The 26,254-nt window shown below is 42.3% G+C and carries 25 protein-coding genes and 1 pseudogene; 18 read left to right on the forward strand and 8 right to left on the reverse strand.

Features of this window, described 5'->3' with window-relative positions:
- Positions 1-151 precede the first annotated feature (151 nt).
- From V7K55_RS26455 to V7K55_RS26465, 3 genes are all read left to right on the forward strand, one after another.
- Positions 152-349 (forward strand): hypothetical protein, encoded by a 198-nt coding sequence (locus tag V7K55_RS26455; protein ID WP_094332765.1) that lies wholly within the window; start codon positions 152-154, stop codon positions 347-349.
- A gap of 62 nt (positions 350-411) precedes the next feature.
- Positions 412-669 carry a cytotoxic translational repressor of toxin-antitoxin stability system gene (locus tag V7K55_RS26460; RefSeq protein WP_334836170.1) on the forward strand — a complete coding sequence of 86 codons (258 nt, stop codon included), beginning with the start codon at positions 412-414 and terminating at the stop codon, positions 667-669.
- Between the two features lie 112 nt (positions 670-781).
- Complete coding sequence (locus tag V7K55_RS26465) at positions 782-2,368, forward strand: glucose-6-phosphate isomerase (RefSeq protein ID WP_334836173.1); 1,587 nt, start codon at positions 782-784, stop codon at positions 2,366-2,368.
- A gap of 406 nt (positions 2,369-2,774) precedes the next feature.
- Here the strand turns inward: V7K55_RS26465 and V7K55_RS26470 are convergent, their stop codons facing one another.
- Positions 2,775-4,214, reverse strand: a complete 1,440-nt coding sequence (locus tag V7K55_RS26470) for an RtcB family protein (protein WP_334836175.1) — start codon at positions 4,212-4,214, stop codon at positions 2,775-2,777.
- Positions 4,215-4,570: 356 nt separating this feature from the next.
- Here V7K55_RS26470 and V7K55_RS26475 point away from each other — a divergent pair, with 356 nt between their 5' ends.
- From V7K55_RS26475 to V7K55_RS26485, 3 genes are all read left to right on the forward strand, one after another.
- Positions 4,571-4,765, forward strand: a complete 195-nt coding sequence (locus tag V7K55_RS26475; RefSeq protein ID WP_334836177.1) for a heavy-metal-associated domain-containing protein — start codon at positions 4,571-4,573, stop codon at positions 4,763-4,765.
- A gap of 130 nt (positions 4,766-4,895) precedes the next feature.
- A complete protein-coding gene (locus V7K55_RS26480; RefSeq protein WP_334836179.1) occupies positions 4,896-7,235 on the forward strand; it encodes a heavy metal translocating P-type ATPase in 2,340 nt (779 codons plus the stop codon).
- Between the two features lie 19 nt (positions 7,236-7,254).
- A complete protein-coding gene (locus tag V7K55_RS26485) occupies positions 7,255-7,482 on the forward strand; it encodes a hypothetical protein (RefSeq protein ID WP_334836181.1) in 228 nt (75 codons plus the stop codon).
- A 48-nt stretch (positions 7,483-7,530) separates the two neighbouring features.
- On the opposite strand, the gene V7K55_RS26490 is transcribed toward V7K55_RS26485, so the two are convergent.
- On the reverse strand, positions 7,531-7,959 hold the full coding sequence (locus V7K55_RS26490) for a heavy metal-responsive transcriptional regulator (protein WP_334836183.1): 429 nt from the start codon (positions 7,957-7,959) through the stop codon (positions 7,531-7,533).
- A gap of 496 nt (positions 7,960-8,455) precedes the next feature.
- On the opposite strand from V7K55_RS26490, the gene V7K55_RS26495 reads away from it, so the two are divergent.
- The 4 genes from V7K55_RS26495 (at position 8,456) to V7K55_RS26510 (ending at position 12,990) form a co-directional block, all read left to right on the forward strand.
- Positions 8,456-9,544 (forward strand): aromatic ring-hydroxylating dioxygenase subunit alpha, encoded by a 1,089-nt coding sequence (locus V7K55_RS26495; protein ID WP_334836186.1) that lies wholly within the window; start codon positions 8,456-8,458, stop codon positions 9,542-9,544.
- Between the two features lie 614 nt (positions 9,545-10,158).
- On the forward strand, positions 10,159-10,500 hold the full coding sequence (gene psb28, locus V7K55_RS26500; protein ID WP_334836188.1) for a photosystem II reaction center protein Psb28: 342 nt from the start codon (positions 10,159-10,161) through the stop codon (positions 10,498-10,500).
- A gap of 100 nt (positions 10,501-10,600) precedes the next feature.
- A complete protein-coding gene (locus tag V7K55_RS26505; protein WP_334836190.1) occupies positions 10,601-11,113 on the forward strand; it encodes a MogA/MoaB family molybdenum cofactor biosynthesis protein in 513 nt (170 codons plus the stop codon).
- A gap of 125 nt (positions 11,114-11,238) precedes the next feature.
- Positions 11,239-12,990 (forward strand): diguanylate cyclase, encoded by a 1,752-nt coding sequence (locus V7K55_RS26510; RefSeq protein WP_334836192.1) that lies wholly within the window; start codon positions 11,239-11,241, stop codon positions 12,988-12,990.
- Between the two features lie 242 nt (positions 12,991-13,232).
- Here V7K55_RS26510 and mraY read toward each other — a convergent pair whose 3' ends face one another.
- Both mraY and V7K55_RS26520 read right to left on the reverse strand, forming a co-directional pair.
- Complete coding sequence (mraY, locus tag V7K55_RS26515) at positions 13,233-14,324, reverse strand: phospho-N-acetylmuramoyl-pentapeptide-transferase (protein WP_334836194.1); 1,092 nt, start codon at positions 14,322-14,324, stop codon at positions 13,233-13,235.
- Between the two features lie 79 nt (positions 14,325-14,403).
- Positions 14,404-14,643 (reverse strand): DUF3134 domain-containing protein, encoded by a 240-nt coding sequence (locus V7K55_RS26520; RefSeq protein WP_334836196.1) that lies wholly within the window; start codon positions 14,641-14,643, stop codon positions 14,404-14,406.
- Positions 14,644-14,875: 232 nt separating this feature from the next.
- On the opposite strand from V7K55_RS26520, the gene V7K55_RS26525 reads away from it, so the two are divergent.
- The 4 genes from V7K55_RS26525 to V7K55_RS26540 all read left to right on the forward strand — a co-directional run bounded on the left by V7K55_RS26525 (position 14,876) and on the right by V7K55_RS26540 (position 17,404).
- The gene (locus V7K55_RS26525) at positions 14,876-15,460 is read left to right on the forward strand and encodes a PAP/fibrillin family protein (RefSeq protein ID WP_334714518.1); all 585 of its coding nucleotides are present in this window, start codon (positions 14,876-14,878) and stop codon (positions 15,458-15,460) included.
- A 271-nt stretch (positions 15,461-15,731) separates the two neighbouring features.
- The gene (locus tag V7K55_RS26530; protein WP_012410286.1) at positions 15,732-15,947 is read left to right on the forward strand and encodes a photosystem I reaction center subunit IV; all 216 of its coding nucleotides are present in this window, start codon (positions 15,732-15,734) and stop codon (positions 15,945-15,947) included.
- A gap of 250 nt (positions 15,948-16,197) precedes the next feature.
- Positions 16,198-17,064, forward strand: coding sequence for a DNA-formamidopyrimidine glycosylase (locus V7K55_RS26535; RefSeq protein ID WP_334836200.1), 867 nt, complete (start codon positions 16,198-16,200; stop codon positions 17,062-17,064).
- A 124-nt stretch (positions 17,065-17,188) separates the two neighbouring features.
- The gene (locus V7K55_RS26540) at positions 17,189-17,404 is read left to right on the forward strand and encodes an NAD(P)H-quinone oxidoreductase subunit O (protein WP_334836202.1); all 216 of its coding nucleotides are present in this window, start codon (positions 17,189-17,191) and stop codon (positions 17,402-17,404) included.
- Positions 17,405-17,995: 591 nt separating this feature from the next.
- Here V7K55_RS26540 and V7K55_RS26545 read toward each other — a convergent pair.
- Together V7K55_RS26545 and V7K55_RS26550 are read right to left on the reverse strand one after the other, a co-directional pair.
- A complete protein-coding gene (locus tag V7K55_RS26545; RefSeq protein ID WP_334836204.1) occupies positions 17,996-18,328 on the reverse strand; it encodes a translation initiation factor in 333 nt (110 codons plus the stop codon).
- 95 nt (positions 18,329-18,423) lie between these two features.
- Complete coding sequence (locus V7K55_RS26550; protein ID WP_334836206.1) at positions 18,424-18,915, reverse strand: hypothetical protein; 492 nt, start codon at positions 18,913-18,915, stop codon at positions 18,424-18,426.
- Positions 18,916-19,255: 340 nt separating this feature from the next.
- Between V7K55_RS26550 and V7K55_RS26555 the strand changes: the two genes are divergently transcribed.
- From V7K55_RS26555 to V7K55_RS26570, 4 genes are all read left to right on the forward strand, one after another.
- Positions 19,256-19,933 (forward strand): hypothetical protein, encoded by a 678-nt coding sequence (locus V7K55_RS26555; RefSeq protein WP_334836208.1) that lies wholly within the window; start codon positions 19,256-19,258, stop codon positions 19,931-19,933.
- A gap of 38 nt (positions 19,934-19,971) precedes the next feature.
- Positions 19,972-21,837 (forward strand): hypothetical protein, encoded by a 1,866-nt coding sequence (locus V7K55_RS26560; protein WP_334836210.1) that lies wholly within the window; start codon positions 19,972-19,974, stop codon positions 21,835-21,837.
- Between the two features lie 10 nt (positions 21,838-21,847).
- The gene (locus V7K55_RS26565) at positions 21,848-23,245 is read left to right on the forward strand and encodes a DUF1802 family protein (RefSeq protein WP_334836212.1); all 1,398 of its coding nucleotides are present in this window, start codon (positions 21,848-21,850) and stop codon (positions 23,243-23,245) included.
- A gap of 510 nt (positions 23,246-23,755) precedes the next feature.
- Entirely contained in the window at positions 23,756-24,100 is a 345-nt protein-coding gene (locus V7K55_RS26570; RefSeq protein ID WP_334836214.1) for an RNA recognition motif domain-containing protein, read from the forward strand.
- Positions 24,101-24,244: 144 nt separating this feature from the next.
- On the opposite strand, the gene V7K55_RS26575 is transcribed toward V7K55_RS26570, so the two are convergent.
- Entirely contained in the window at positions 24,245-25,957 is a 1,713-nt protein-coding gene (locus V7K55_RS26575) for a diflavin flavoprotein (protein ID WP_334836216.1), read from the reverse strand.
- Between the two features lie 4 nt (positions 25,958-25,961).
- Positions 25,962-26,254 (reverse strand): annotated as a pseudogene (locus V7K55_RS26580) (hypothetical protein); the annotation flags it as partial.

A 26,254-nucleotide genomic window follows, 5' to 3' on the forward strand; every position in this document is an offset into this window, starting at 1 on the left:
ATCGTGTGTAGAGATGTACACCGTAGCCTCCAGTGCTTGGCGAATAAATTTTAGCGTAGCTTGAGCATAGTGCTATATTGCCGTTAACCTTTGCTAATTTTGTGGGAATACTATTTATTGTTGGTGTTGAGTTGTAGGTAAAAATTAACGTATGAATTTGCTGCGACTGAGAATGCATCACTTAATCGAGCAGTTAGCCGATGAAGACTTGCAAGACATTTGGAACGTTCTCGAAGCTTTACATTGTGACTTTTATATGCTCAAAGCGATACAACAAGTTAAGCGATCGCAGCAACCGTGGGATATATTAACCCATGAAGAAGCGGTACGACTGTTGATGTTTTTCTGATTCAGCAGCGCTTTCTTTTCTTGTGCCAGTGGCCCCTCAAGTTTTGGTTAAGGTAACGCCTAGTGAGTCTAGAAATGCGCTATGCAAGGTCTTTTTTGCTAGACCTGAAAAATTTAGAACCTGCTGCTTACGAGCGGGTGCATGATTTTGTCTTTGTTGAGTTAGCCCAAAAGTGGCAGTTGAGCGATCTAAAAGAACTACGACAGCTTGATGGTGAAGGCATCTTTCACCGCTTCCGGCTAGATAATTATCTGATTGGTATAGAAATCAGAGGTGAAATTGTGAAATTTTTACGTGTCATCCCTATGCCAGATGTTTAAAGTGAAGAGTTAAGGGAACACTGAAAACTGTAAACTGTATAAGGCTAGGCAGGGATCGCTATAACCTTACATTAAACTGGTTTTTGAAAAACACTTTATTTGAGATTTCCCTATGGATGCTAGGGCACTTTGGCAACGATACCAAAACTGGTTATATTTCCACGAGGGATTGGGACTGTACTTAGACATAAGTCGAATGCGGTTCGATGATGCCTTTGTGGAATCGTTGCAGCCGAAGTTTGACAAGGCGTTTGCGGATATGGCTGAACTGGAGAAGGGTGCGATCGCAAATCCTGACGAGAATCGCATGGTTGGACACTACTGGCTGCGAAATCCTGATTTAGCGCCAACTCCAGAACTTACACAAGAAATTGTCCAAACCCTAGAAGAAATCGAAGCCTTTGCGGAAAAAGTCCAAACAGGTGCTATTCATCCTCCCAGAGCAAGCCGCTTCACGGATATTATCTCTATTGGCATTGGTGGTTCCGCCCTCGGCCCCCAATTCGTCGCAGAAGCCCTTGCTCCTGATTTCCCACCCCTGAAGATTCACTTTATCGATAACAACGATCCGGCAGGTATCGATCGCGTTATCAATCATCTCCGAAATAGCCTCGCCAGCACTTTGGTATTGGTGATCTCCAAATCTGGGGGAACGCCGGAACCCCGCAACGGCATGATTGAAGTTAAAAAAGCTTACGCCGGACATAATTTGGAATTTGCTCAATATGCAGTAGCAATTACCAGCGTTGATAGCAATCTCGATAAACTAGCCAAAGATGAAGGCTGGTTAGCCAGATTTCCCATGTATGATTGGGTAGGAGGACGCACCTCAGAAATGTCTGCTGTGGGGCTAGTACCAGCCGCATTACAGGGCATTGATGTTCGCGCCATCCTAGATGGTGCCAAAGAGATGGATGACGCTACCCGCGTCCCAGATGTGAAAAATAACCCAGCCGCCTTACTTGCTTTGTCTTGGTACTTTGCAGGCAATGGAAAGGGCGAAAAAGATATGGTTGTCCTACCTTACAAGGACAGCTTATTTTTATTCAGTCGCTATTTGCAACAGCTGGTGATGGAATCCTTGGGCAAGGAAAAAGACTTAGACGGTAAAGTAGTCCATCAAGGCATTGCCGTTTATGGCAACAAAGGCTCAACAGATCAACACGCTTACGTCCAACAGTTGCGTGAAGGTGTAGCAAATTTCTTTGCTACCTTCGTTGAAGTATTAGAAGATCGTCAGGGCCCATCCACTGAAATAGATCCGGGAGTTACATCAGGCGACTATCTTTCCGGTTTTCTCCAAGGAACCCGACAAGCACTTTATGAAAATCACCGCGATTCGATTACAGTCACCATTCCCCAAGTTAATCCCCGAACTGTAGGGGCATTAATTGCTTTGTATGAACGCGCTGTTGGTTTATACGCAAGCTTAGTTAACGTCAACGCCTACCATCAACCAGGGGTAGAAGCTGGCAAAAAAGCTGCCGCCTCCATTCTCGATTTGCAAACACGAGTGGTAGCAGTCCTCCAAAAAGAAAAAACTCCTCTTTCTCTTGACGAACTTGCCCAGAAAGCAGGTGCATCAGAGCAAGTTGAGGCAATTTACAAGATTTTGCGTCATATCCATGCCAATCAGCGAGGTGTGGTTTTGCAAGGCGATCTTCAGAAACCCGGTAGTTTAACCGTTTCTGCTAGCTGATAGCTCTAGTGTAAATATCCCATTTTGTCCGTAATTGTTGTATCAGCAACAATTTTTTATTGTGAAGCATCCTAGATAGAAGTTTTATCTTCCATCTAGGATGCTTAACTGTATAATTTGCAACTTAGTATAAATCCTATCCAGATGATTAGACCTCTTGCAAAAGTCCCTAACACCCCACCCCCAACCCCTCCCCGCTTGCGGGGAGGGGAGACAAAGTGTAGCTTTGGCGGGGTGGGGTTCTTTCTTATTTTTGATTTATGCAAGAGGTCTATTGCAAAAATAGCATAGACTTTATGCATTAATTGCATTAGTACGGATTTGCTATCACTTCACAGATGCGATTCTAATATCAGGGAATAAAGATGGATACCCCTGGTTAACACCAGGGGCTTTTTATTTAGAGCTACGCCTTAAACGTCAACACCGGACTGAATCGCGCCACAACGTCTACCATTTTTGCCTCCACTTGCACATCAATTACAGACTGAATCGGTTTGTAGGCGGCTGGTGCTTCTTCAATGCGGCGTTCTTCACGCAAGGTTATGCAGTCTACGCCAGTTAATCCCAGTTCTGCCTCACTTTGGGATGCACCTTTGCGGCTTAGGTCAAAGCGAGAATGAAGTCTTCCCGCCCCATGTGAAGCCGAATGACAAAATGCTGCATTGCCTCTACCCACCAGTAGATAAGAATCAGCACCCATTGAACCAGGAATAATCACTGGTTGCCCTGCATGGGCAGGACAAGCGCCCTTACGTGTTACCCATCCTTGACCGAATGGTAAGGTGATGTTGTGCGGCAAGTCGTAAACTAGAGGTGCTTCCACATCTTTGTATACTTCCCGTAAACGCAGACGTAGTAGTTCCGCTAACAGCAGACGATTCATAAAGCCATAGTTAGCAGCAGTTGCCTCGGCTTGCAAGTAACTGGCAACTAATTCGGGGTGAGAATGGTTAGAGAGAGGAAAAATCTGAGAATCAGGGTACTTCAGACCTTTTTGCCAAGTCGCCTTAGCTTTATCTCGCCACATTCCCCCAATATACTTACCCACATTTCGGGAACCAGAATGAATCATAAAAGCCAGTTGTCCCTCGCGCACTCCCCAAGCATGGGCAAGGGTGCGATTTTCAACTTTATCAACTCGCTGCACTTCTACAAAATGATTGCCCCCGCCAATGGTTGCTAATCCGCCATCGCGTACCAGTCCGGCATCGGGAACCAATTCTTCAGGCGCAAGTTTCCAGTCACCATCCATTGAACCACCTAAAAAGATGCGTTCGCACTCTTGGGCTAGTTGTTGCAAATCAGATTTGACTACACTCCCCGTAGGCTGATTTAGCATGACATCCAGCCAACCAGGAACTCCATATTGAAATAGCGATCGCATTGCCTCAGCAGTCATTGTCACATCACGCGTACCAAAGAAGTAATCCCCCTTCATTTTTTCTACGAATTGGTCGCGCTTTGCTAAGAATTCGTCGATTGTCAAATCAGCAACGTGCAGGCGCATTCCACAATTGATGTCAGAACCGACAGCGCCAGGGATAACCTGACCGATGGTTTCCACAATTGAACCAATGGCAACACCCGCATCACCTGGGTGAAAATCAGGCGTAGCACAGGCACGACAAACGCATCCGCCAGATGGGTGGCGGACACTTGCCAAATTCGCTAACTGCTTCAGCGCCTTAGCTTCTACGGGGAAGCCTTCTGGCAGAAGCACTTCCGCTACAGGTGCATCAGGAGAATTAACTAAACGGACAGAATAAGTACGATTGTTGTAACTTACATCCAAACCCTGCCGCTCTAAAGCACGCAGGAGACGCTTTAAATTTTTTGGCTGCATGAAAACTCTAAATAGAGCCTTAAAAAAGACTCTTTGTTGTGAAGAGAGTAAGAGACTTGGGTTCAGCAGCCGCGTCTCAAGTGTTGCGGAGGGTCATTTTCCCGGAATTGTGGGAAAAACAACAGTTATATAGCTTTGATAACACACACTTGCATCAGGAGACAAGTGTTTTGTAGTATTTTGTATTCTTTAGCGATTTATGCACTACATCTCTCAAGAAAATTGAACTTTAGCAAAAAACTTTTAAAATTCTCTAGACTCTCCAGCCAGCTAGAGAGTCTAGGATGAATTCAAGGCGACTCTCTTTCCAGTTATTTCTAGTTTGGCTAGGTTGTTCATTATTATCCCGTAAATCTATGACTCTCCAACTCACAGTTCCCAATATGTCTTGTTCTGTTTGTGCAAGCACCATCACTAAAGCAGTTCAGGCAGTCGATGCTAATGCCAGCATTCAGGCAGATCCCACAACCAAGCTTGTCAGTGTAGAAACTCAAGCATCAGAAACAGCAATCAAAGAAGCGTTAGCTGCTGCTGGCTATCCAGTCGGCTAAAGAAAGGGAATTGGGGACTGAGTACTAAGTAAAGGAAAGAACTATCCATTTACCCTCTAACTTTTTCCCTCTGTTTCCCAGTCCCAATTCCCAATTCCCAGTCCCCAGTCCCCAACCCCCAGTCCCCAGCATGGATACTCTCACACTCAAACTTCGAGGCATGAGTTGCGCTGGTTGCGCTAACAACATCGAAAAGGCAATTCGCTCTGTTTCTGGGGTGATTGACTGCAACGTTAACTTTGGAGCAGAACAAGCCACTATCAAGTACGATCGCTCTCTAGCAAGTTTAGAGAAAATTCAAACTGCGATCGCATCTGCGGGATACTCTTCTGACTCACTCCAAAAAGAATTGCTCTCTGAAGAAGATGATGCCGAGATTGCAAGTAGACAAGCATTACAACGCAAACTCTCCCTCAAGGTAATGGTAGGAGGTATAATCAGCATTTTCCTATTTTTGGGTTCCTTGCCCATGATGACTGGGCTGAACTTCCCCTTAATTCCCAGCTTCCTGCAAAATCCTTGGGTACAATTAGTGCTGACAACACCTGTCATCTTTTGGTGTGGTGGATCTTTTTACCGCACTGGCTGGAAATCTCTCAAGCGCCATACGGCGACGATGGACACGCTGATTGCTTTGGGTACAAGTGCAGCCTATCTATATTCTTTGTTTGTCACTGTTTTCCCGAAATTTTTTATTGCTCAGGGCTTGATACCTCATGTTTATTATGAAGTTGCCGCGATCGTCATTACCTTAATTTTGTTGGGGCGGTTGTTAGAAAATCGCGCTAGGGGAGAAACTTCTGAAGCTATCCGCAAACTGATCGGATTGCAAGCCAGAGATGCCAGAGTTATCCGTGATGGTAGAGAAATTGATGTTCCCATCGCCGAAGTCAGAATCAACGATGTGATTTTAGTGCGTCCTGGTGAAAAGATTCCGGTAGATGGCGAAGTGATTGCAGGTGCTTCGACTGTAGATGAAGCGATGGTGACTGGTGAAAGTTTGCCAGTCAAAAAGCAGCCAGGAGATGAGGTAATTGGGGCGACAATTAACGGTGCGGGTGCGTTTCAGTTTCGGGTGACACGAGTTGGAAATGATACATTTTTGGCTCAAATTGTCAAACTAGTGCAACAAGCACAAGGTTCTAAAGCACCAATTCAGCGCTTGGCAGATCGAGTGACAGGATGGTTTGTACCAGCTGTGATTGCGATCGCGATCGCTACTTTCGTCATTTGGTTTAATTTCACTGGCAACCTCACCCTAGCCACAATCACAACGGTGGGTGTACTGATTATCGCTTGTCCCTGTGCTTTGGGTTTAGCTACCCCCACATCTGTAATGGTGGGGACGGGCAAAGGTGCAGAAAATGGCATTTTGATTAAAGGTGCTGACAGCTTAGAACTAGCACACAAAATTCAAACTATCGTTCTGGATAAAACCGGGACTTTGACTCAGGGTAAACCCACAGTTACAGATTTTGTAACTGTCAACGGCACAGCTAATGGTAATGAAATCCAGCTTTTACAATTAGCAGCAACGGTAGAACGCAATTCTGAGCATCCTTTAGCTGATGCGGTTGTAAAATACGCCCAGTCTCAAGAAGTGAGTTTAATAGATGCAAAGAACTTTGCAGCTAATGCAGGTAGTGGCGTGCAAGCAGTTGTTGCAAATCAGCTTGTGCAAATTGGTACACAACGCTGGTTAACAGAACTTGGAATTAACACCATAAGTCTCCAGCAATATAAAGATGCTTGGGAAACTGCTGGTAAAACAGTCATTTTGATTGCAGTAGATGGCGAACTACAAGGAATAATGGGTATTGCCGATGCCCTCAAACCTTCATCAGCAGCAGTGGTGAAAGTCTTACAGAAGTTAGGTTTAGAAGTAGTAATGCTTACTGGAGATAATCGTAAAACTGCTGATGCGATCGCAAGACAAGTTGGCATTGAGCGAATTTTTGCCGAAGTACGTCCAGATCAGAAAGCGGCGATTATCCAATCTTTGCAAGGGGAGGAGAAGGGCAGAGGGGCAGAGGGGCAGAGGAGCAGAGGAGTAAAGGGAGAGAATTCTCGTAAATTCTCACTCAAAACTCAGCACTCAATTGTCGCAATGGTAGGTGATGGGATAAATGATGCGCCAGCGCTAGCACAGGCTGATGTGGGAATTGCTATTGGTACGGGAACAGATGTAGCGATCGCAGCTAGCGATATCACCCTAATTTCTGGAGATTTGCAAGGAATTGTCACAGCAATTCAACTTAGCCACGCCACAATCAACAATATCAAACAAAATCTCTTCTTTGCCTTTATTTACAACATCATTGGTATTCCCATTGCGGCGGGAATTTTGTTCCCGATTTTTGGTTGGTTACTCAATCCAATTATCGCCGGGGCGGCGATGGCTCTTTCTTCGCTATCTGTTGTTAGCAATGCCCTCAGATTACGTAACTTTCAACCAAAAGCTATCTCATAATTGCAGGGTGATTTAGGAAATGTTCAGTAAAAAAATGCTTTGGGGAAGCCTGACAGCTTTAGTGCTGATCGCTGGAACATCAGGTGTAGTATTCGCAGAAATGCCAGCCCATTCATCAGAGCAAACCAGCCAATTTCAACGCATTGAGCAACCTTTGGGCTTGAAAGTTGGTGTTGCGATCGCTGGTTTAGCCTTGATTGGATTGGAGTTATGGTGGTTTCTCCTCTATAAAAGTCCTGAGTCCTGATGTCATTCTATTTTTACTTTTTAACACTTAGGACGGGCTAAACCATAGCTATCCGCTAACAGGGGTGTTTTGAATAATAGGACAAATTGTATCTTCATAGCGATCGCTGGTATTTTTCCAGCCTGAAAGTAATCCCTTTATTTCAGAACGTAAAGTTAACAATTGATCGATTTGGCGATCGATGTGCAAGAGCTTGTCTTCAAGCTTTTCTTTAATTTCACCACAAGGAGCTTGTCCTTGATCGTAGACCTGAAGAATATTTCCAATCTCCTCTAGACTAAGACCAAGATTTTGTGCCCTTTTAATAAAGGCTAGACGAGTCAGCACATCCAATGAAAACTGGCGGAAGCCTCCCGATGTTCGTCTTGAGGACTTGAGTAAACCTAAACTCTCGTAATAGCGAATTGTCCTGATAGGGATTCCGCTTATATCTGTTACCTGACCAATTAAAAGCAGTTTTTCATTCTGAGTTAACACGGCAGATTTTCCCAACTCTTGCAACTATTATCACATAGAAAAATATGATTTGATTTATGAAAGGATACGTAGGCTGTGTTAGCGACAGCGTAACGCACCAAATCTTCGATAATAGTGCGTTACGAACTGCGTTCTAACACACCCTACAATACCTAATTTTGTTCAAAAATAAAATATGAGTCCTATACTTTAGTAGCTATTAAGTCATTTGAGCGTTTAGCGAAAAATTGGCATCAGTATTTTAAGTTTTTATCAAAAAAAAATTTACTAATCTTCGATTTTCTTAATATCTATTAGAAATGGATACTAGTTTACATAAGCTTATGTTAGGGGGTCATTATTTTAAGAATATTCATAGAATTTAGTTGAGATTTTGACTATTGATTTTTATCTATTTATCAGGTAGCTGTTTTTCCTGGTACTGAAAGTAACTGTTTTTTAAAAGTTTTCATGTTACTTCTAGATCAAATGCTTCACCTCAAGTGAAACTATAAAAATGAATCTCAACTCGCAGACTTTTAGCTCAACCCGTCGACCTAAAAATTTTAATAATCCAGAGCGTTTTGTTGAGGGATGGTATTGGGTAATACCCTCTCATAATCTGCGGGTGGGTGAAGTAAAACCCGTCAAGATTTTGGGTAGACAACTAGTAATTTACCGTGGTAAAGACAAAAGATTAGCTACCTTTGATGCCTACTGTCCCCACATGGGCGCTCACCTTGCTGAAGGCAAAGTTGAAGGTAATGCACTCCGTTGTTTTTTCCATCACTGGAAGTTTGATACAGAGGGGATGTGTATTGATATCCCATGTTTAGATACACCGCCTTCTCTAAAGTTACAAACTTGGCCTACTGCTGAAAAGTACGGCATGATTTGGGTTTGGACTGGAGAAATCCCACAACAACCCCTGCCTTTTATACCAGAATTGGAACAAAAAGAGTGTGATGTCGCCATCCATTCTCACTTCTTGCTGAACTGTCACCCCAATGTGGTGATGATTAATGCGATTGATGCTCAACACCTCAATACAGTTCACAAATTGCCACTAGAAATTATTTTTGAAAGAGATGAACTGAACGAGAATGCGATTATCTTCAGTAATACTACACCGATCAAAGACAATTTCTTCTTGATTAAGCTCATCCGTCTTTTCTACAAAAATGTCATAACTTACAGTATTTGCTATTGGTACGGTAGCATTGGCATTGTGACAATTGGCCCTGATTTCTTCCATGTCCACATGATGGTTGCAGTTCGCCTCTACGAAGGGGGAAAAACTGAAGGTCAAGTTCTGTTGATGACTAAAAAACGTAAAGGAATTTTTGGTTGGTTATGCAATCGAGTTGTACTATGGCTAACTAAGATTGCAGCTAAGTACTTTCTCATGGGTGACATCAAAATTCTCCAAACAATTCAGTTTGATTTGAGAACTCCCATCAAAGCAGATCAGTCAATCGTGCAGTTTATTAACCATGTTGAAAAACAACAATCCCTAATTTGGGGAACTTGGCAAGATGCGCGATTGCACGATGTGGAGAGCAAGCTCAAGCGCGAAAGATGGCAAGATAAAATGAATAATGACTAATATCATGTATATATGATCAGAATTCTGTAAAATTGCCTGGAGGTTACAAAGCCATAACTTAACAGGCTAATTATTTGATGGTCAATTAAACAGACATTGAGATAACAACTAGTAAAAGTTAAAAGTTCAACAAATTACTTTTAACTTTTAATTTATTTTTTACTGGGCTACTAGATAAATAAAAAGAAGTGGCAAAGCCACTTCCTAATTCCCAGGTAGAACCTAAGCTATGAGTATAACGACTACAAAAATTTGAAATAGTATAAATAAACACCAATTAGCTGGATATATCTGTTTTTCTTGTTTTCTAGGTTAGAAAATCCTCTTTTTCATGCGGCAAATAACTGTATATTTACATAGGTCTGATGATTGCAATGCAAACTTAATTTTATTCAGTTCATCGTCAACATGTGCCAATTTTACCTTTTTATCAAGAAGCTACCTTGTCCTGACGACTTGATAGCTAGACCAAAAAAATAAAATTTATTACTGTAAAAATAAGCAATTTCAGTATATACACTAAAAAGATGAATAACAGTAGCCTCTAGACCGTGGTGTTCTAATTGATGAGAGAATATTAAATTAACCATCACAAAAGTTTAAATTCATTGATCATGGCGAAAATCCAGTTTTCTAAAGGTCTTGACGAAGAAGTAACTCCAGAGGTGCGCTTGACGCGATCGCGCACTGGTGACAGTGGTACAGCGACATTTATTTTTACCAATCCGAAGATTTTAGATCAAGGCAGCACCGAAGACATTACGGGAATGTACTTGATTGACGAAGAAGGAGAGATAATTACCCGTGAAGTTAAGGCGAAATTTATCAACGGGAAACCGGAAGCATTAGAAGCCCTTTACGTAATGAAGTCTGCCCAAGAATGGGAGCGTTTTATGCGCTTCATGGAACGGTATGCTGAAGAAAACGATCTCGGACTCAGCAAAGCTGGAAAATAGAGCATAGGGCACAGGGCACAGGGCATAGGTAATTTTTTCATGTAGAATGCGCTATTCTCCGTGCCCAATTGTCCATTATCAAAAGTTCAAAGCTTAACCCATGACACAACAGCCCCATCCAGATTTACCTGGGATTACGGTAACTTGTGCTGTGATTACTGTCAGTGATACACGCACGCCCGAAACAGACAAAAGTGGCCAGCTAATTCAGCAGTTACTCATTGGTGCTAACTATGCTGTTGGAGCTTACACGATTATTAAAGATGAACCAACACAAATTCAAGAGCAAATAGAACATCTGGGTAAAAGTTCAAATTTGGATGCTGTAATTTTTAATGGTGGTACAGGTATTGCACCAAGAGATACCACTTATGATGCCATTGAGAAGTTATTGGAGAAAACTTTGCCAGGGTTTGGTGAGTTATTTCGTTTTTTAAGTTATCAAGAAATTGGTTCGCGGGCGATCGCTTCTCGCGCTGTTGCTGGTATTTATCAAGATAAATTAATCTTCTCGCTTCCTGGTTCCAGTAATGCTGTGCAACTGGCGATGGAAAAACTAATTGTGCCGGAACTTACTCACTTGGTAAGTCAGCTATATAAGGGATTGAGATGAGTAGCCTTTTAGGAAGCTACGTAAAATTAAGGAATAAAGTACTGAAATCATCCTTTCTACGCTTACATCTTGAGACAACCCAGAATTATAGTACAAACGGATGAAATGTTAATATCAGGTCAGCAATGGAGCCTATTTACTGGAATTGCATAATTGCTCACGGCATCACTGCATTTTCATACTTTGGCATCCCTATATTAGTAGGGATTTTCTTTGCCAAAACCAAAGCAACTATCCCTTCTAAGTTTTGGCTAGCGTTTTTATTATCAGGTGGATTCGTAATATTTTGCGGATTGCATCACCTTTTGGCGGTCTTTGAGCCAGATTCGGCAGTGTCGCTGTTGTACTTGGGCGTACTTGATGTAATGGCATTTGTCTCATTATGTGTATTACTGTGCCTAATACCAACCGCTTATCAAATTTTAGAGGCGATCGCCAAATATCAAGAAGATACGCGCGAACTTCAACGCAGCCAGCAGATGCAACGGCTATTCCTAGATCAAGGCCCCTTTGGAGCCTATATCAAAGATGAGCAATCTAGAATCCTCTACTATAACCAGGAGCTACAGTCTAGATTTTCGGTAGATTCACAAGAATGGTTGGGGAAAATTGATAGTGAATTTTTGCCAGATCCAGAAGAAGGGCGGCGGGTAATGGAAAACGATCGAGTCGTTTTGAAGACTCTACGCCCCTTGAGGCTGATTGAAGAGGTAAAAGTACCTGGTAATAATCAACCATGTTACTGGCTATCCTTTAAGTTTCCCTTTAGCGATGGCGCAACGGGCGATCGCCGCATCGGTGGGATCAGTATCGATATTACAGAATCTATAGAAGCACAGCGATCGCTCACCGATCTAAATCGGCAGCTAGAAGAAAGAACACTGAAATTAGAGGCAAAAAAACGCGAACTTATATATCTCTCAGATATGGCCGATATGCTTTATTGCTGCGACTCTGAAGATGAGGTGTATCAAGTTGTTGCTTTAACCTGTTCCAAGCTGTTTCCTAGCATGAGTGGTTGTGTCTATATAATTGCTAATTCCAAGAATTATGTTCAGATGAATAGTTCTTGGGGAGATGAAAAAAGCAGTAAAGAAATATTTTCAATATCTCAATGCTGGGCATTGCGAAGAGGGAAATTAAACCTCTTATCGCCTTGTAACTCAGGACTGATGTGCAGCCACTTAATACAGCCTGTTAATGGCGCACATTTGTGCTTCCCATTGTTTGGACAAGGCGAAGTAGTTGGGATTCTACACCTCTATGCTCTTGAAGAAATCAGTCCAGAAGATCAACAAATTACTGAGATTATTGCTAGAACATTAGGCTTTGCACTGAATAATCTATCGATAAAAAAACGTCTAGCTTATGATAATTTGCGGGATGGAATGACCCAACTATTCAATCAAAGCTATATGGAAACCATACTCGAACAAAGGCTAGCGGAGGCTGAACGGTCTGGACAACCTCTTAGTGTTATTTTCCTTGATATCGATAACTTTAAGGCATATAACTCGCGCTATGGGCATTTGACTGCCAATATTGTTATTCGGGGATTAGCAAAACTGCTATTAAAATCTATTCGCTCTTTTGATATTCCTTGTAGATGGGGTGGTGAAGAATTTGTGATTGTAACGCCTAATATGACGCTGGAAACGCTCAGGAAGCGAGTAGAAAAACTAAGGCTAGATGTTGAACAAATGCAATTGAAGGACGGCGATCGGATTCTTCAAGGCATTACCGCTTCTTTTGGAATAGCTGTCTCAGAACCAGGAATTACGGTTACGGATTTTCTGAATCGGGCAAATCAAGCGATGCTTGAGGCAAAGCGAACAGGCAAGAATCGGGTCATTGAGTATGTAAATAGGTGCAATTAAAATAATTTGTAATTCCTGAAACTGCAAATGGTGAAATAGAAAAATAGAATGTAGAGACGCTTCAGCGTAGCGGGATAAAGCCCAGTCCAGTTTCACATCTCTACAAGGTAGGTTTATAGATAATCCATTTTCCCGTATAAAAAACAACTCCCTGAAGAGGTGGGAGTAGTTTTTTGGTCTTCGACTATTTTCTCAAAACATAATTTGATTCAGAATGGAGCAATGCCTGGGTTGGGCTGCGTCTACATTAAACAGATGGTAGCTAAAATAGCCGCGATTATATAAAATACTCCAACTACTTGCAATTCTGACCAGCCAGTGAGTTCTAAATGATGGTGTAAGGGTGCCATTTTGAACAGGCGTTTGCCTTTGCCATCGGGGCCTTTCGTGGCTTTGTAATAACTTACCTGTGCCATCACCGAAAGAGTTTCTACGAAGAAGATACCACTGAGAATAAACAGAGCTACTAAGGTGTTTGTCAATAGCGCTACAGCAGCTAATGCTCCTCCCAGGGCGAGGGAACCGGTATCTCCCATGAAAACGCGGGCTGGATTACGATTATGAGCTAAGAAACCTAAACACCCACCACTTAAAGCCGCACAGAAAACCATCAATCCAGGTGCTGTGGGTGCAATTAAGGCACCTAATGCCAAAAGTGCGATCGCTACTGTTCCTGCTGCCAAGCCATCAATCCCATCTGTTAAATTAGTCGCATTACTCTCTGCAACTAGCACAAAACCTGCTAAAGGCCAAAATAGAAATCCTAATGGTAGTGTGAAGCCTACCCAAGGTAAAGCAATATCTGTAATATTAGAAGGTTGATTAAACATCAGCCATAGACAAAACACTGCTGCAAAACCTACTTGCAAAGCGAGTTTCGTTCGGGGAGATATACCTTTATTTGATTTCCGGCGGAGAATTTGCCAATCGTCGAGCCAGCCAATCAATCCGTAGCTAATTGTCAATGCCGAAACTGCAAGGACATCTGTAGCGAAGTTAGACAAGATGCAAGCAATTATCACACCTACAGGGATAAAAAATATACCCCCCATTGTGGGCGTACCTGCCTTTTTTAAATGAGCCTGGGGCCCATCTTCGCGGATTATTTGTCCAGTTTTGAGGGCTTGAAGTAAAGGTATTACCCAATAGCCCACAGCACCTGAACCCAGGGCACACAACAGCAGTGGCAGGGTTAACGACATACTTTGCCAAGGTAGCCTGTTGGCCATCAAATCTAAGAAAAATGCTGTTGTACCTAGACCAATAGCTAACAGAGAGGCTAGCACAATTCCAGAAATATTTAGTCCTTGCTCAGGAGATAATTTAGCGTCCACAGAAGTTTCCCTTCACTCCACACTTATTAAATTGAATACAAATAGCTAGGGATACTACCAAGTCCCTAGCCTGAAAAGGCTAATCCTCGGCGATTCCTATATCGTCATCATCATCATCAAGGTCGTAGCCAATTCCATCTTCTCCACCCATTAAGGAGTTTATTTCTTCTTCGCCATCTTGAAAATCCGGTTCGTGAACGTCACGTGTTATTATCCGACCCTTATTTTCTAACCAATCTAATAAAGAGGACTCTGGCTTGATGGGGATGACATGGGCTCGCTGGTTACGGAGTTCTTCACGTAATGGAGAGTTCAACATATCAAAGAAGACAAGAAAAGGTTTACGTAAGTTGACATTTAGAGTCTATCACTTGACACGGATCAATTTAGTTATCTTTTCAACCCTTTGGTTGATAAATCCGCATTCAGATAGAAATTTTTTATTTAGGCTTAAGTCAAGCGATTCTTAGTAATTTTATGGTTCTCCATATATGTGATGAATATCTTGTTTATGCTGATGGAAAGTGAGTGATTTTAGAGGTGACTAGGCGATGATGGGAAAAGCGGCTCTCATGGATGCGATCGCTGGTACTAATCGCGGTCTACTGGCGACTGAAGCCCAGAAACAGGCTATCTTAGCAGCGATCGCCAATTTAGAAAACTTTAATCCTACACCCCGTCCGGTGGAAGCTGGTAATTTGCTAGATGGCAATTGGCGATTACTATACACCAATAGCAAGGCTCTTTTAAATTTAGATCGTCTACCTTTTTGCAAACTAGGTCAAATCTATCAGTGTATCCGGGTAGAGACTACCAGTGTTTACAACATAGCTGAGATTTATGGCTTACCTTATTTGGAAGGATTAGTCAGCATTGCTGCTAAATTTGAGCCAGTTTCCGGTCAACGTGTCCAAGTAAAATTTGAGCGGTCTATTATCGGCTTACAACGTTTAATAGAATACAATTCTCCGGTAACTTTTATCCAACAAATTGAAGAAGGTAGAAAATTTCCGGCAATTGATGTTGCTATAAATAGCGATCGACAGCAAGGCTGGTTAGATATCACTTATATAGATAACGATCTGCGGATCGGCAGAGGTAACGAGGGGAGCGTGTTCATATTGAGTAAAACATAAGTTTGTGCAAAAATACTGTTTCGCAATGAAGGTAAGCTAGAATTGCTACCTTGTCAAGTAGGGTCTAATACAGTTTTAAATTTGGTATATGGTATGGGGTGGCCGAGATGAGAGAGATATGAATAACTAATATTCAATGTCCATTGACCAATGCGCCATACCAAATTCAGATAAATAACTTAACAAAGACTCTTGCCGCGACCTTCAGGTTGTAGAGTGAAATCAATTAGCCCTCTAGATTGGCGATTGATAACTAAAAGGGAAAATAATCATGGTTCAACGTGGTTCTAAAGTACGTATTCTCCGCCCTGAATCCTACTGGTTTCAGGATTTAGGAACTGTGGCTTCCATTGACCAAAGCGGCATCAAATACCCTGTAATTGTCCGTTTTGAAAAGGTCAATTACTCTGGTATCAATACCAACAACTTTGCCCAGGATGAATTAGTCGAGGTTGAAGCACCAAAGGCTAAACCAGCTAAAAAATAGCAGCAAAGCTACAAGTGGGTTATTTGATGCGATGATGAAGGGTAGTCTTAAGTCTGAAGTATGAAGTCTGAAATTTCAGTTCATTCATTCTTCATCCTAGCCTACCCTAATCTATGAGAGCCGCCCTGCGGGTATTTACGGTTTCTCTTGGGTAATAATAACTAGCCATCTACGGCTATGTAAGTTACTACCCCATCTCTTCTTTATTGAACCCCCAAGTACATCAAAATTGTCTGCTTAATCAGTTTGAATGCCTGAACTGCCTGAAGTTGAAACAGTCCGAAAGGGTCTAAATCAGTTAACCCTTAACCAAAAAATTACGGGTGGAGATGTGCTGCTCAATCGCACCATCGCCTACCCGTTTTCTGTAGGTGAGTTTGTTGATGGAATTAACCAGAATACAATAGCTACTTGGCATCGTCGTGGTAAATATCTCCTCGCCGAACTTTCTTCCCCTTTATCAACCAGTTGGCTAGGGGTTCATCTGCGAATGACCGGTCAACTACTATGGGTGCATCGAGATGAACCATTACATAAGCACACGCGGGTGAGATTATTCTTTGGGGATCGGCAGGAATTGCGTTTTGTCGATCAGCGCACCTTCGGTAAAATTTGGTGGGTTCCGCCAGGTGTTGCTGTAGAAAGTATTATGACTGGTTTGGCAAGACTGGCAGCAGATCCATTTTCACCGGAATTCACTGTTGAATATCTAGCAAGCAAACTTAAAAACCGTCGTCGTCCGATTAAGACTGCGCTACTGGATCAGTCGGTGGTGGCGGGATTAGGAAATATTTATGCCGATGAAGCCCTGTTTAAGAGTGGAATTTTACCTGAAACTTTGTGTATAGATTTACAGCTAAAGCAAATTGAGCGTTTGCGAAAAGCCATAATTCAAGTCTTAGAAACCAGTATTCAGGCTGGCGGTACAACTTTTAGTAACTTCTTAAGTGTTAAAGGTGTCAACGGCAATTATGGTGGTGTTGCCTGGGTTTATAACCGCGCTGGAGAACCCTGTCGAGTTTGTGGTACATCAATTCAACGGATCAGGTTAGCTGGGCGCTCTAGTCATTTTTGCCCACAGTGTCAAACGCTGGGGGGAGTTGGGAGACGCGATTAAGTAGGTAGGCGTAATTAAATATAAGATCAAACCTCACCCTCAATCCCTCTCCTTAGTAAGGAGAGGGAAGCCGGAGGCAGGCTAAAATGCAGATAAAACAATCTATAAATTTGAGAGGGGATTTATGGCAGTTAAAAAGGGAGATATGGTTCGCGCGATCCGCGAGAAACTGGAAAACAGTCTGGAAGCAAAAGCCAGTGATCCTCGCTTTCCTTCTTATTTGTTTGAAACCAAGGGCGAAATTCTAGATGTCAAAGGTGATTACGCCCTGATTAAGTTCGGGAAAGTGCCGACACCAAACGTTTGGTTACGTGTAGATCAACTAGAAGAGTTTAAATAATAGAAAAGAATTCAGGAGTCAGAATAGTAGTCTGTCAATAAATATAGCGGTTATCAGTTGATTAGGTACTGAACCCCACCCCCAACCCCCTCCCCGCACGCGATGAGGGGGCTATTACCTACCTCATGTGATTAGGAAGCGCTATAATTGACGAATAAATTTTCTGTAGAGACGCGATAAATCGCCGTCTCTACAACCGTCAAAATGGGTTTGACAAACTAATAGACCTCTTAATATAAATCACAAATAAGAACCCCACCCCGCCAAAGCTGTGCTTTGTCTCCCCTCCCCGCAAGCGAGGAGGGGTTTAGGGACTCGTACAACGAGAATTGTGCGAGAAGTCTATACTTCGGCTCAATCTGTGCGTCAAAATATTGAGCGATCGCAGGAAATTTTGGATAACAATAAGTGAGCAAATAATTCCTAATTTAAGATGCAAGTTCTCGGATTCTTCGGTGATGATTGTAATGGGTTAATTAAGTTTGAAATATCAACAAAAAGAAAAGGCAGGAGGATTTGAACCCACTGCCTTATTTGTTATTCCAAAATTTATCGCCCTATGAAAAGCAACACCATAAGATTAGTTTGGCGTTAGCGGCGGGAATCCTGATCTGCGGGGTCGCCGTAGGGGTCTTCGCTGGCTGGGCGAACGTTGCCAAACTCACCTTGGTCTGCGGGATCGCCGTAAGGGTCTTCGCTAGCTGGGCGAGCGTTGCCGTAAGACGCGACATCTGCGGGGTCGCCGTAGGGGTCTTGACTGGCTGGGGTAACGTTGCCATAAGATGCCGGATCTGCGGGGTCGCCGTAGGGGTCTTCGCTGGCTGGACGGACATTGCGGTCGCGCAATTTGGCATCTTCTTCAGCTTGATCGCCGTTCGATCCCAAAAGCAAATCTTTCGCCTTTCGGAAAAATTCATCTACCATAATCTGTCTCCTGATTTAAGTTCGTGTTTCCGACGTGCGCGATCGGCGTTATCCTCCGGGAAACCCGCTTTCTTATTTACACACGCTTCGCTAGTCTAGAGTGCCGGAGCTGCCTCTGAAGTTATACCAGTGAGATCGCGACCTGTGGCGCTCCGGTTATAGCCTTGGAATTGCCGATACTTTTGTGCTTCAGATTCTGGTACTCGAATTCCTTCTGATGGTGCTGTTACCCAATGAGCGCGATGTTCAGCATCACGGTAGTATACACGCCCATTCTTGGAAAGATAGTATTTACCTTGCGCTCCTTCTTGTGAAGCATTTTTATGCTGGTTGTATAGGTAATAAAGTCCCGCAGCACCTGCCAAAAGCGCAACTTTTTGCCCTGTACCCAATCCCTTCTTAGCTTCGGGTTGGTTTGTGTTGCGATCGCTTACTGTTCTACCAACACTATCATCAACAGGTGGTGGAACTGAGGCTTTTTGGGAACCGCCTCCGCAGCTACTCAGCAAGGGTACCATTAGCAATGCCGAAAGCAGCACTGCGAATAGACGCGAAACTATTTTACGTTCTTTATATATTGTATTCATCGGATTTCGTTATCACCTTTATTTGCTAAGAGCCTTGCTGTTGCAGAAACCAAGTTGGAATTCCTGTTATTTCGCCTGCGATCGGAAAAACATGTACCACTCGATTTGTAACTGCACCAGCTACAGCGTTTAAATTTTATCATCGTTGATTTTCTCAAGTCTTCCATCCTGCCTTTGACAGAAACTGCATTCATCCGAAGGAAATATATTGTTGATTTTTGATTAACCAAATTTAGCTGAAACGTCGCAATGTTCAGCAATTTCTCGGTTATTTTTTCTGGGTAAATAAATTAAAAAGATACAGTTACTATGCTGACCTTTGTCAAAAAATACACTCAATATGACATCAAAAAATACAGCCCAAATTAGCACTCGTCTTCTTTTGGCTTTGTGGGATTTGGGAGGAACGCAACAGGAAGTTAAGAAGGGTCAACTCACTAAGCGAATTGTATCGAAAAGCCAGAAGGTAGCAGATTATCAGGGTTCGTTTGAAGAATTGCAGAATCAGGGTGCGATCGCAATCTCTAAAAAGGGATATTCTCTGACATCTCCCAAAGGTTTAGAGGTATTGGGTGAGGGTTTGAGGAGTGGCGAGTTTAAGTTTGAAGGGACGATTGTCGGAACCTGGGCGGCGAATGCTTTGGTGAAGTGGATTAGTCAGATTGATGTTTCGGTAGTTAGTGCAGATGTACCAGTTAATGGGAAGAGTGCGTTAGCCAAGCTTTCCGAAGGAATCGCATCTTACGACGAGTTTAAATTAGTGGCGTTGGAAGTCTACGACAAGTTGAACTATGAGTACAACTTTAATAATTTAGTGCCAATTTATCGTATCAGAAGAGGAATTGGCGATCGCGTGAGTCGTACAGAGTTTAATGACTGGCTGCTAGAAACACAAGCCGACGACATTTTGCAACTGCAAGGAGGGAGCGTAGAAGACAGCGCACCCGACAAAATTGAAGATTCGGTAGCTACAGAATTAGATGGATTACGCTGCTACGCCACACGCCTGAAACCTTAAACCTTATTTGACTCTTCACACATTAACTTCACAACACTATGACTGTCACCACATCTACCATTGATGATCTAATTAAAAATCAAAATCCATTTGCAGGGCATATTGTCGTCAGACCGCAACAAATCTGGGGTAAGAGTTTTCCTGATGTTCCTTTGATTAACGCTCATGCGTCCAATGCAGTTTTTGATGCTGTTGATAAAGTCCGTAAAGGAAAACGTGAAACTGTAGGTATCACAATTACAGCAGAAAAAGGGTTAGGTAAAAGCCATATTATTAGTCGGATTCGCCACCGATTACAGACAGGCGATGGTAGCTTATTTATCTATATCAGTAAGTATGATAATTTGAATCAAATTAAGTCTCTGTTTCTGCAAAGTGTCGCATCTAGTCTCAGAGCTTTTGGTAGTCAAAAAGTCATGCAATGGCAGGAAATTGCAGCAGCTTTAATTAACGAAGCCAAACAGTGGGAATATACACCACAACAGTATATTAATATGTATCCAGGTTGGTTGAGTCAACACTCAACTAAAGCGATAGTTAATTTGACAGAAAGTGTTCTGAAAGTAAAGCCTGAAATAACCAATCCTTATATAGTGAAAGCAATTTTGTGGACACTTTCTCCAGTCCATATTAATTATGCAAGCTATTGGTTATCTGGTTTGGAATTAGCACAATCACAAGCTGAAGAAATGGGGTTGCCAAATCCTAAAAGCGAGGATAGAGAAGCTGAAGCATTAAGCACTGTGCGTCAAATTCTAGATATAACTAGCTATTATCGAGTTCCAGTGATTTGTTTTGACGAATTAGATATTGCAGATGCTGCTGATAATGGATTTTTAGCGGCACAAGTTATTGCAAGTTTAGTTAAGGATTTATATAACAGTCTTAAACAAGGTGTTCTACTGTTAGCAATGTATCCTCGTACCTGGGAAGACCAAATCAAGGCTTTACCAGAAGCTGAAGCAGTTATAGATAGATTAGTAAGCGATCAAGCTGACAGACAGCCTATAAAATTAAGCTTTCTTAATTCTGATGATATCGTTGCTTTAGTTAGTCAATGGTTACAAGATTTTTATAAGGAACATCAACAAACCCCGCCTCATACTCTCTATCCATTTGATGAAATAAAACTCAGAGAGCTTGGTAAAAGCAGACCTACCGTTAGGTCAGTTTTAAAATGGTGTGCAGAGAATTTTGTACCTAATGTCCCTATTATTGATAAGCCACAAATTCATCCGGTTCATTCATACTTTAATAGTGAGTTAGCAAATGTTGAAGCTTCTATTGATTCATTAATGGAAGACCAAAACAGTATTGGTGATGCTCTTTGGCTAGCTTTCAATAGCTTAATAGGAGAAACTTTAGAGGGAGTTAAAATTGAAGAGATTGAAGATATAGAAGCTAGTGCGGCAGACGAGGGATATATAAATTTCAAAATTATCGGTAATGATTGGAAAGTAAGGATTGGAGTAGCTGTAGTTCAGCAAGACGGCAGGTATATAGGTGCTGCATTGAATCGATTAATTGATTACAACAAGTTTGACCTAACTCGCGGTTGCCTAGTTCGCTCAAAGAATATTAATCCAGGTGCAGCATTAGCTAAAGAGCGTTTGAGAATACTGTTGAAAGAAAAGGGTGGAGAATGGGTGGGCTTGCAAAGCCAAGACATTAAACTTCTGTTGGCGATATTATTCGTTTACTATAACCGTGAAAGTTACGAACTAACAGAGGAACAGATATTTGAATTCATTGAGCAAAACCAACTAGCAATAAACAATCCTTTGATTCGAGAAATTATCAGCGATCCTTCTGGACAAGAACCTACTAATTTAACTGATGATGGATTACCTATTAGTATTCCTCAAAGCGTTGCTACTGCCGATTACATCGAACTAAATCTATAGCTAACTATAAATGAATCAGCAGTTTTCAATTCCAACAGCACTATGTCTACCCGTCCTTGATATTGAAGCTTTAATACAGGGGCGAACAATTGCAGCTTTACCCAAGATGTTTATTCGTCCTGGGCAAAGATTTGCACTTTATCCTGCTGATTCTTCAGCTTCAATTAAAGCTTGGGCTAAATGTGAACTTTGCCAAATTTTAGACGAGACTAAACCATTAGATATTTTGTCTAAATTAACAATATGGACACCAAAATTATTAAAGGAGATACTACAAAAACAACAATATCTTTTCCTGGCTTACTTGCGTGTCTATCAGTTACCTCAGTTACAAGAAATATCAGTAAATCCCAACATTCAGGAAAAGCTAGGAAAATTTGTTAGTTTACCTAATTCTCTAACGGTTTCCGAAACAACGCCAGTATTAAACGATCGCACTTTCGCCCAACGCAAACACCAGTTAGAAAAGCTAGAACCCCCACTACACCCTGAATTAGAAGAATTGCAGAGTGCGATCGCATCCCTAACCATTAGCCAACCAGCAGCTAAACAATTAGACGACGATATCAAAGCGTTTTTGGGTTGGAGTAGTGACAAGCTGATTATTAAGCAACCCGATGCAAATTTAGCTTGGATAAATGATATTGCAAAATTAGGCGATCGCAGTATCGAAAAAGATGAGGGTAAAAGCAACTATCAAGCTGGTACAGATTTTGAAATCATCGCACGCCGTAGCCTTGATTTTCTAGGATTCAAGGTTGAAGAAAACTACAAAGGTGGTGCAGGTGGCTTAGACTTATTTTGCTCACAACCTTATCCTCTTGTTTGCGAATGTAAAGCAGGTAAAAGCATTCCCGATCGTGCAGTAGAAGAATTAGATAGGATTGGCAAAAGGCATCTAAAAGAAAATTATCTTCAAGCTGTAAGGTTGATTATTGGCCCAGGTAAACCGACTAAAAATCTGAAAGAATCTGCTGAAATATCTAAAACCAGCATTATAAATGTAATGAGCCTACAAAAGCTAGTTGAATTGCAAGTAAAATATCCAGGTGCTATTAACTTAGTCGAATTAAAGCAATATCTACAACCTGGACAAATTGACTATAAAATTGATGAATATATTGATAAAGCTGAGAGAGAGATTAAATTGCGATCGCAGATTATCACAGTAGTGAAAGAACTGTCTGAACAAGATAACGAAAGTTCAAAAACTACACATCAGAGTTTTACTGTTACAGAAATTCGTGTTCATTACAATGCTACTCATAACCCCAGGCTAACTGATGAAGCAGTTCACGATTTACTGATAGAATTTTCTTCACCCTTAACAGGCTATTTAGGACGCAGAAAAGGCAGTGATTGGAATAGCGATCGCTTTTACTTCCTCCGCGATTTGCCTATTAACTAAAAATAGTATATGATTCCTATCTTTATTGTTTTATTAAGAATACCCGGAAAGTGACATAAGAGGGTTATCCCGGAGGATAAAAAACGAACCGCAAAGGACACAAAAGGAAGAAGATTTAAAAGGGTTTTTGCGTCAGTTCTATATATTTTTGATATTTTTGCCAAATTGGGATGCTCCCAAGGATAGTACGGCACCATTCTCCGTTCAATCAGAATTGCAGGTTATTAAGTTTGCATTCCTTAGTTTATTGGGTGGCTGTGGCTGGCGGCTATAGCTTCACCCATTTAAGAGCTACACAGTACCTAGCTCTTAAATGGCAATATAACTTTTTATAACATTTTATCAAACTTCCTCCCTAAAAGTGAATTACCATGCAATCATTAGAAGTGAAATGAGAATTAATTCGGCGACAGTGTTTGATTTTAGTATTGACAGGCTTTTTCCTTTTGGTATTACAGACTTCTCTCCGAAATCTAAATCTCTACAAACTTATGATTTTGGAGACATTTAATGTCAATTTACGTTGGTAACCTCTCCTATGAAGTTACACAAGATGCGCTGAGTGCTGTTTTTGCAGAATATGGTGCTGTAAAGCGCGTTCAGCTTCCTACTGACCGTGAAACAGGTCGTTTACGCGGCTTTGCTTTCGTGGAAATGAGTTCAGAAGATGAAGAAACCAAAGCCATTGAAGCCCTTGATGGTGCTGAATGGCTGGGTCGTGACCTTAAAGTGAATAAGGCCAAGCCCAGAGAAGACAGAGGTGGTTCCTTTGGTGGTGGTGGTGGTGGTGGTAATCGCGGCGGTGGCGGCGGCGGCTACAACCGTGGTGGTGGTGGTGGCGGTGGCCGCTACTAAGCTAAATAAGCGAAAGTCATTTAGTTGAATCTAGAAAAGGCTCAGGCAGAAATGCTTGAGCCTTTCTTATATTTGTGGTTGCTTTTGATTTATGCTACTCGAACTCCATGACCAGATCGTATCCGATTAGCTATGCAAAGTTGATTAATAATGAGTTGCCGACTTGCGATGATGGACGGCTGTGATGCCATCATTATCTAACAATTTGCCATTCTCGACGATCGCATAAACCAGCCAATGGTCGCCAGATTCGATCCGGTTCTGCACGGAACATTCCAGATATGCTAAGGCATCGCTAAGTATAGCAGAACCGTTTTCAGCAACTTCTGCGGCGACATCAGCAAATCGGTCTTGTCCTGGGCCGAAGGGTTTGAGGAAGTGCTTCATTAATCCCAAATGATTGCCTTCTTTAAGAATATTAAGGACAAATTTATTGCCTGTATGCGTCAGTGTTTCTACTGCGCGTTCTTTAGCTACGGCTATGGTTAAACCAGGCGGATTAAAGCTAGCTTGAGACACCCAAGAGGCTAACATAGCACTGGAGCGATCGCCTTCTTTGGCAGTCAGAACGCACAGAGAACCGACAATGCGCCCAACTGCTTGTTCTACAGTCGTAGCAGGTTGACTTGGCGATCGCACTTTTCTAGCTTTTTTCAATGCTTGGGCAAAGTCAGTTCCAGCTTCTTCACACAATTGTAAGGTGGCATCGTCGGGTTTGAATTTTACGCGGATGGTATCAAAACCAAACCGATAACCAGCATCTTTTAATTTACCTTCAATTAAATCAACGGCTTCCCCACTCCAGCCAAAGGAACCAAAAACACCAGTAAGTTTATTATTAGTCGCGGTGGATAACACAATTCCTAAAGCTGTTTGCACCGGTGTAGGTGCATGACCGCCGAGAGTTGGAGAACCGATGATGAAACCGCCGGCTTTTTCCACAGCCGCCCGAATTTCTTCTGGTTCGGTAAATTCGCAGTTAATCGATTCTACAGCAACGCCAGCTTTTGTAATCCCACGAGCGATCGCTTGGGCTAATGTGGCTGTATTTCCATAAGCTGATGCATAAATTAACGCCACTGTCAAGTCAGCAGATGTTTGCTGTTGACTCCATTCTCGATATGCCTTGGTCAATTCGATTAAGCCATAGCGCACTAAAGGCCCGTGTCCTGTAGCATACATTCTCACGGGAAAATCGGCTAGTTTATCCAACGCTGTTTCTACTTGACGGGCGTGGGGAGCCATGAGGCAATCAAAATAATAGCGCCGATCTTCGTTATATACTTCCCAGCCTTCATCAAATACTTGATCTCCGCAAACATGCGCCCCAAATAACTTATCTGTGTAGAGAATTTCTGTTTGCGGATCGTAGGTGCAAAGTTGATCTGCATAGCGGGGGTTAGGGGTGGGAATAAATTCTAAATTATGTCCGTTACCCAAATCTAGGGTTTCTTCGCCCCGCATCACCAGAATTTTCAAATCTGGATTTTCCAGCGCAGTCCGCAAATTTATCGCCCCTGGATTAGAACAGACAAAGGTGATTTGCGGAGCAATTTCTAATAAAGCTTTTAAAGTTGTAGCGCGGTTAGGATTTATGTGTCCCAAAATTATATAATCTAAGTCTTCCAGATGAAAACGCTGCTGCAACGCTTCTAAATAAATTTCTGTAAACGTTTCCCCTGGAGGGTCAATGATGGCAGTTTTATCGCTTTCGATTAAATAAGAATTAGCTGTTGTACCCTTAGCAAGGGCATATTCAATTTCAAATCTGAGCCTTGACCAACTGCGCGATCGCAGTATTCTTGTATCTGTCGCTATTGGATAAACTTGAACATCACGGGGTTTATTTGTTGACATAGCTTTATTGGGGATTGGGTACTGGTGATTGGGGACTGGTGATTGGGGATTGGTGATTGGTGATTGGTGATTGGGGATTGGTGATTGGGCATTGGTGATTGGGCATTGGTGATTGGGCATTGGTGATTGGGCATTGGTGATTGGGCATTGGTGATTGGGCATTGGTGATTGCTGATTGGGTATTTAGAAAACTTTTTCCCAGTTCCCAGTTCCCAGTTCCCAGTTCCCAGTTCCCAGTTCCCAGTTCCCAGTTCCCAGTTCCCAGTTCCCAGTTCCCAGTTCCCAGTTCCCAGTTCC

This window comes from Nostoc sp., assembly GCF_036919895.1.
Taxonomy (GTDB): Bacteria; Cyanobacteriota; Cyanobacteriia; order Cyanobacteriales; family Nostocaceae; genus Nostoc.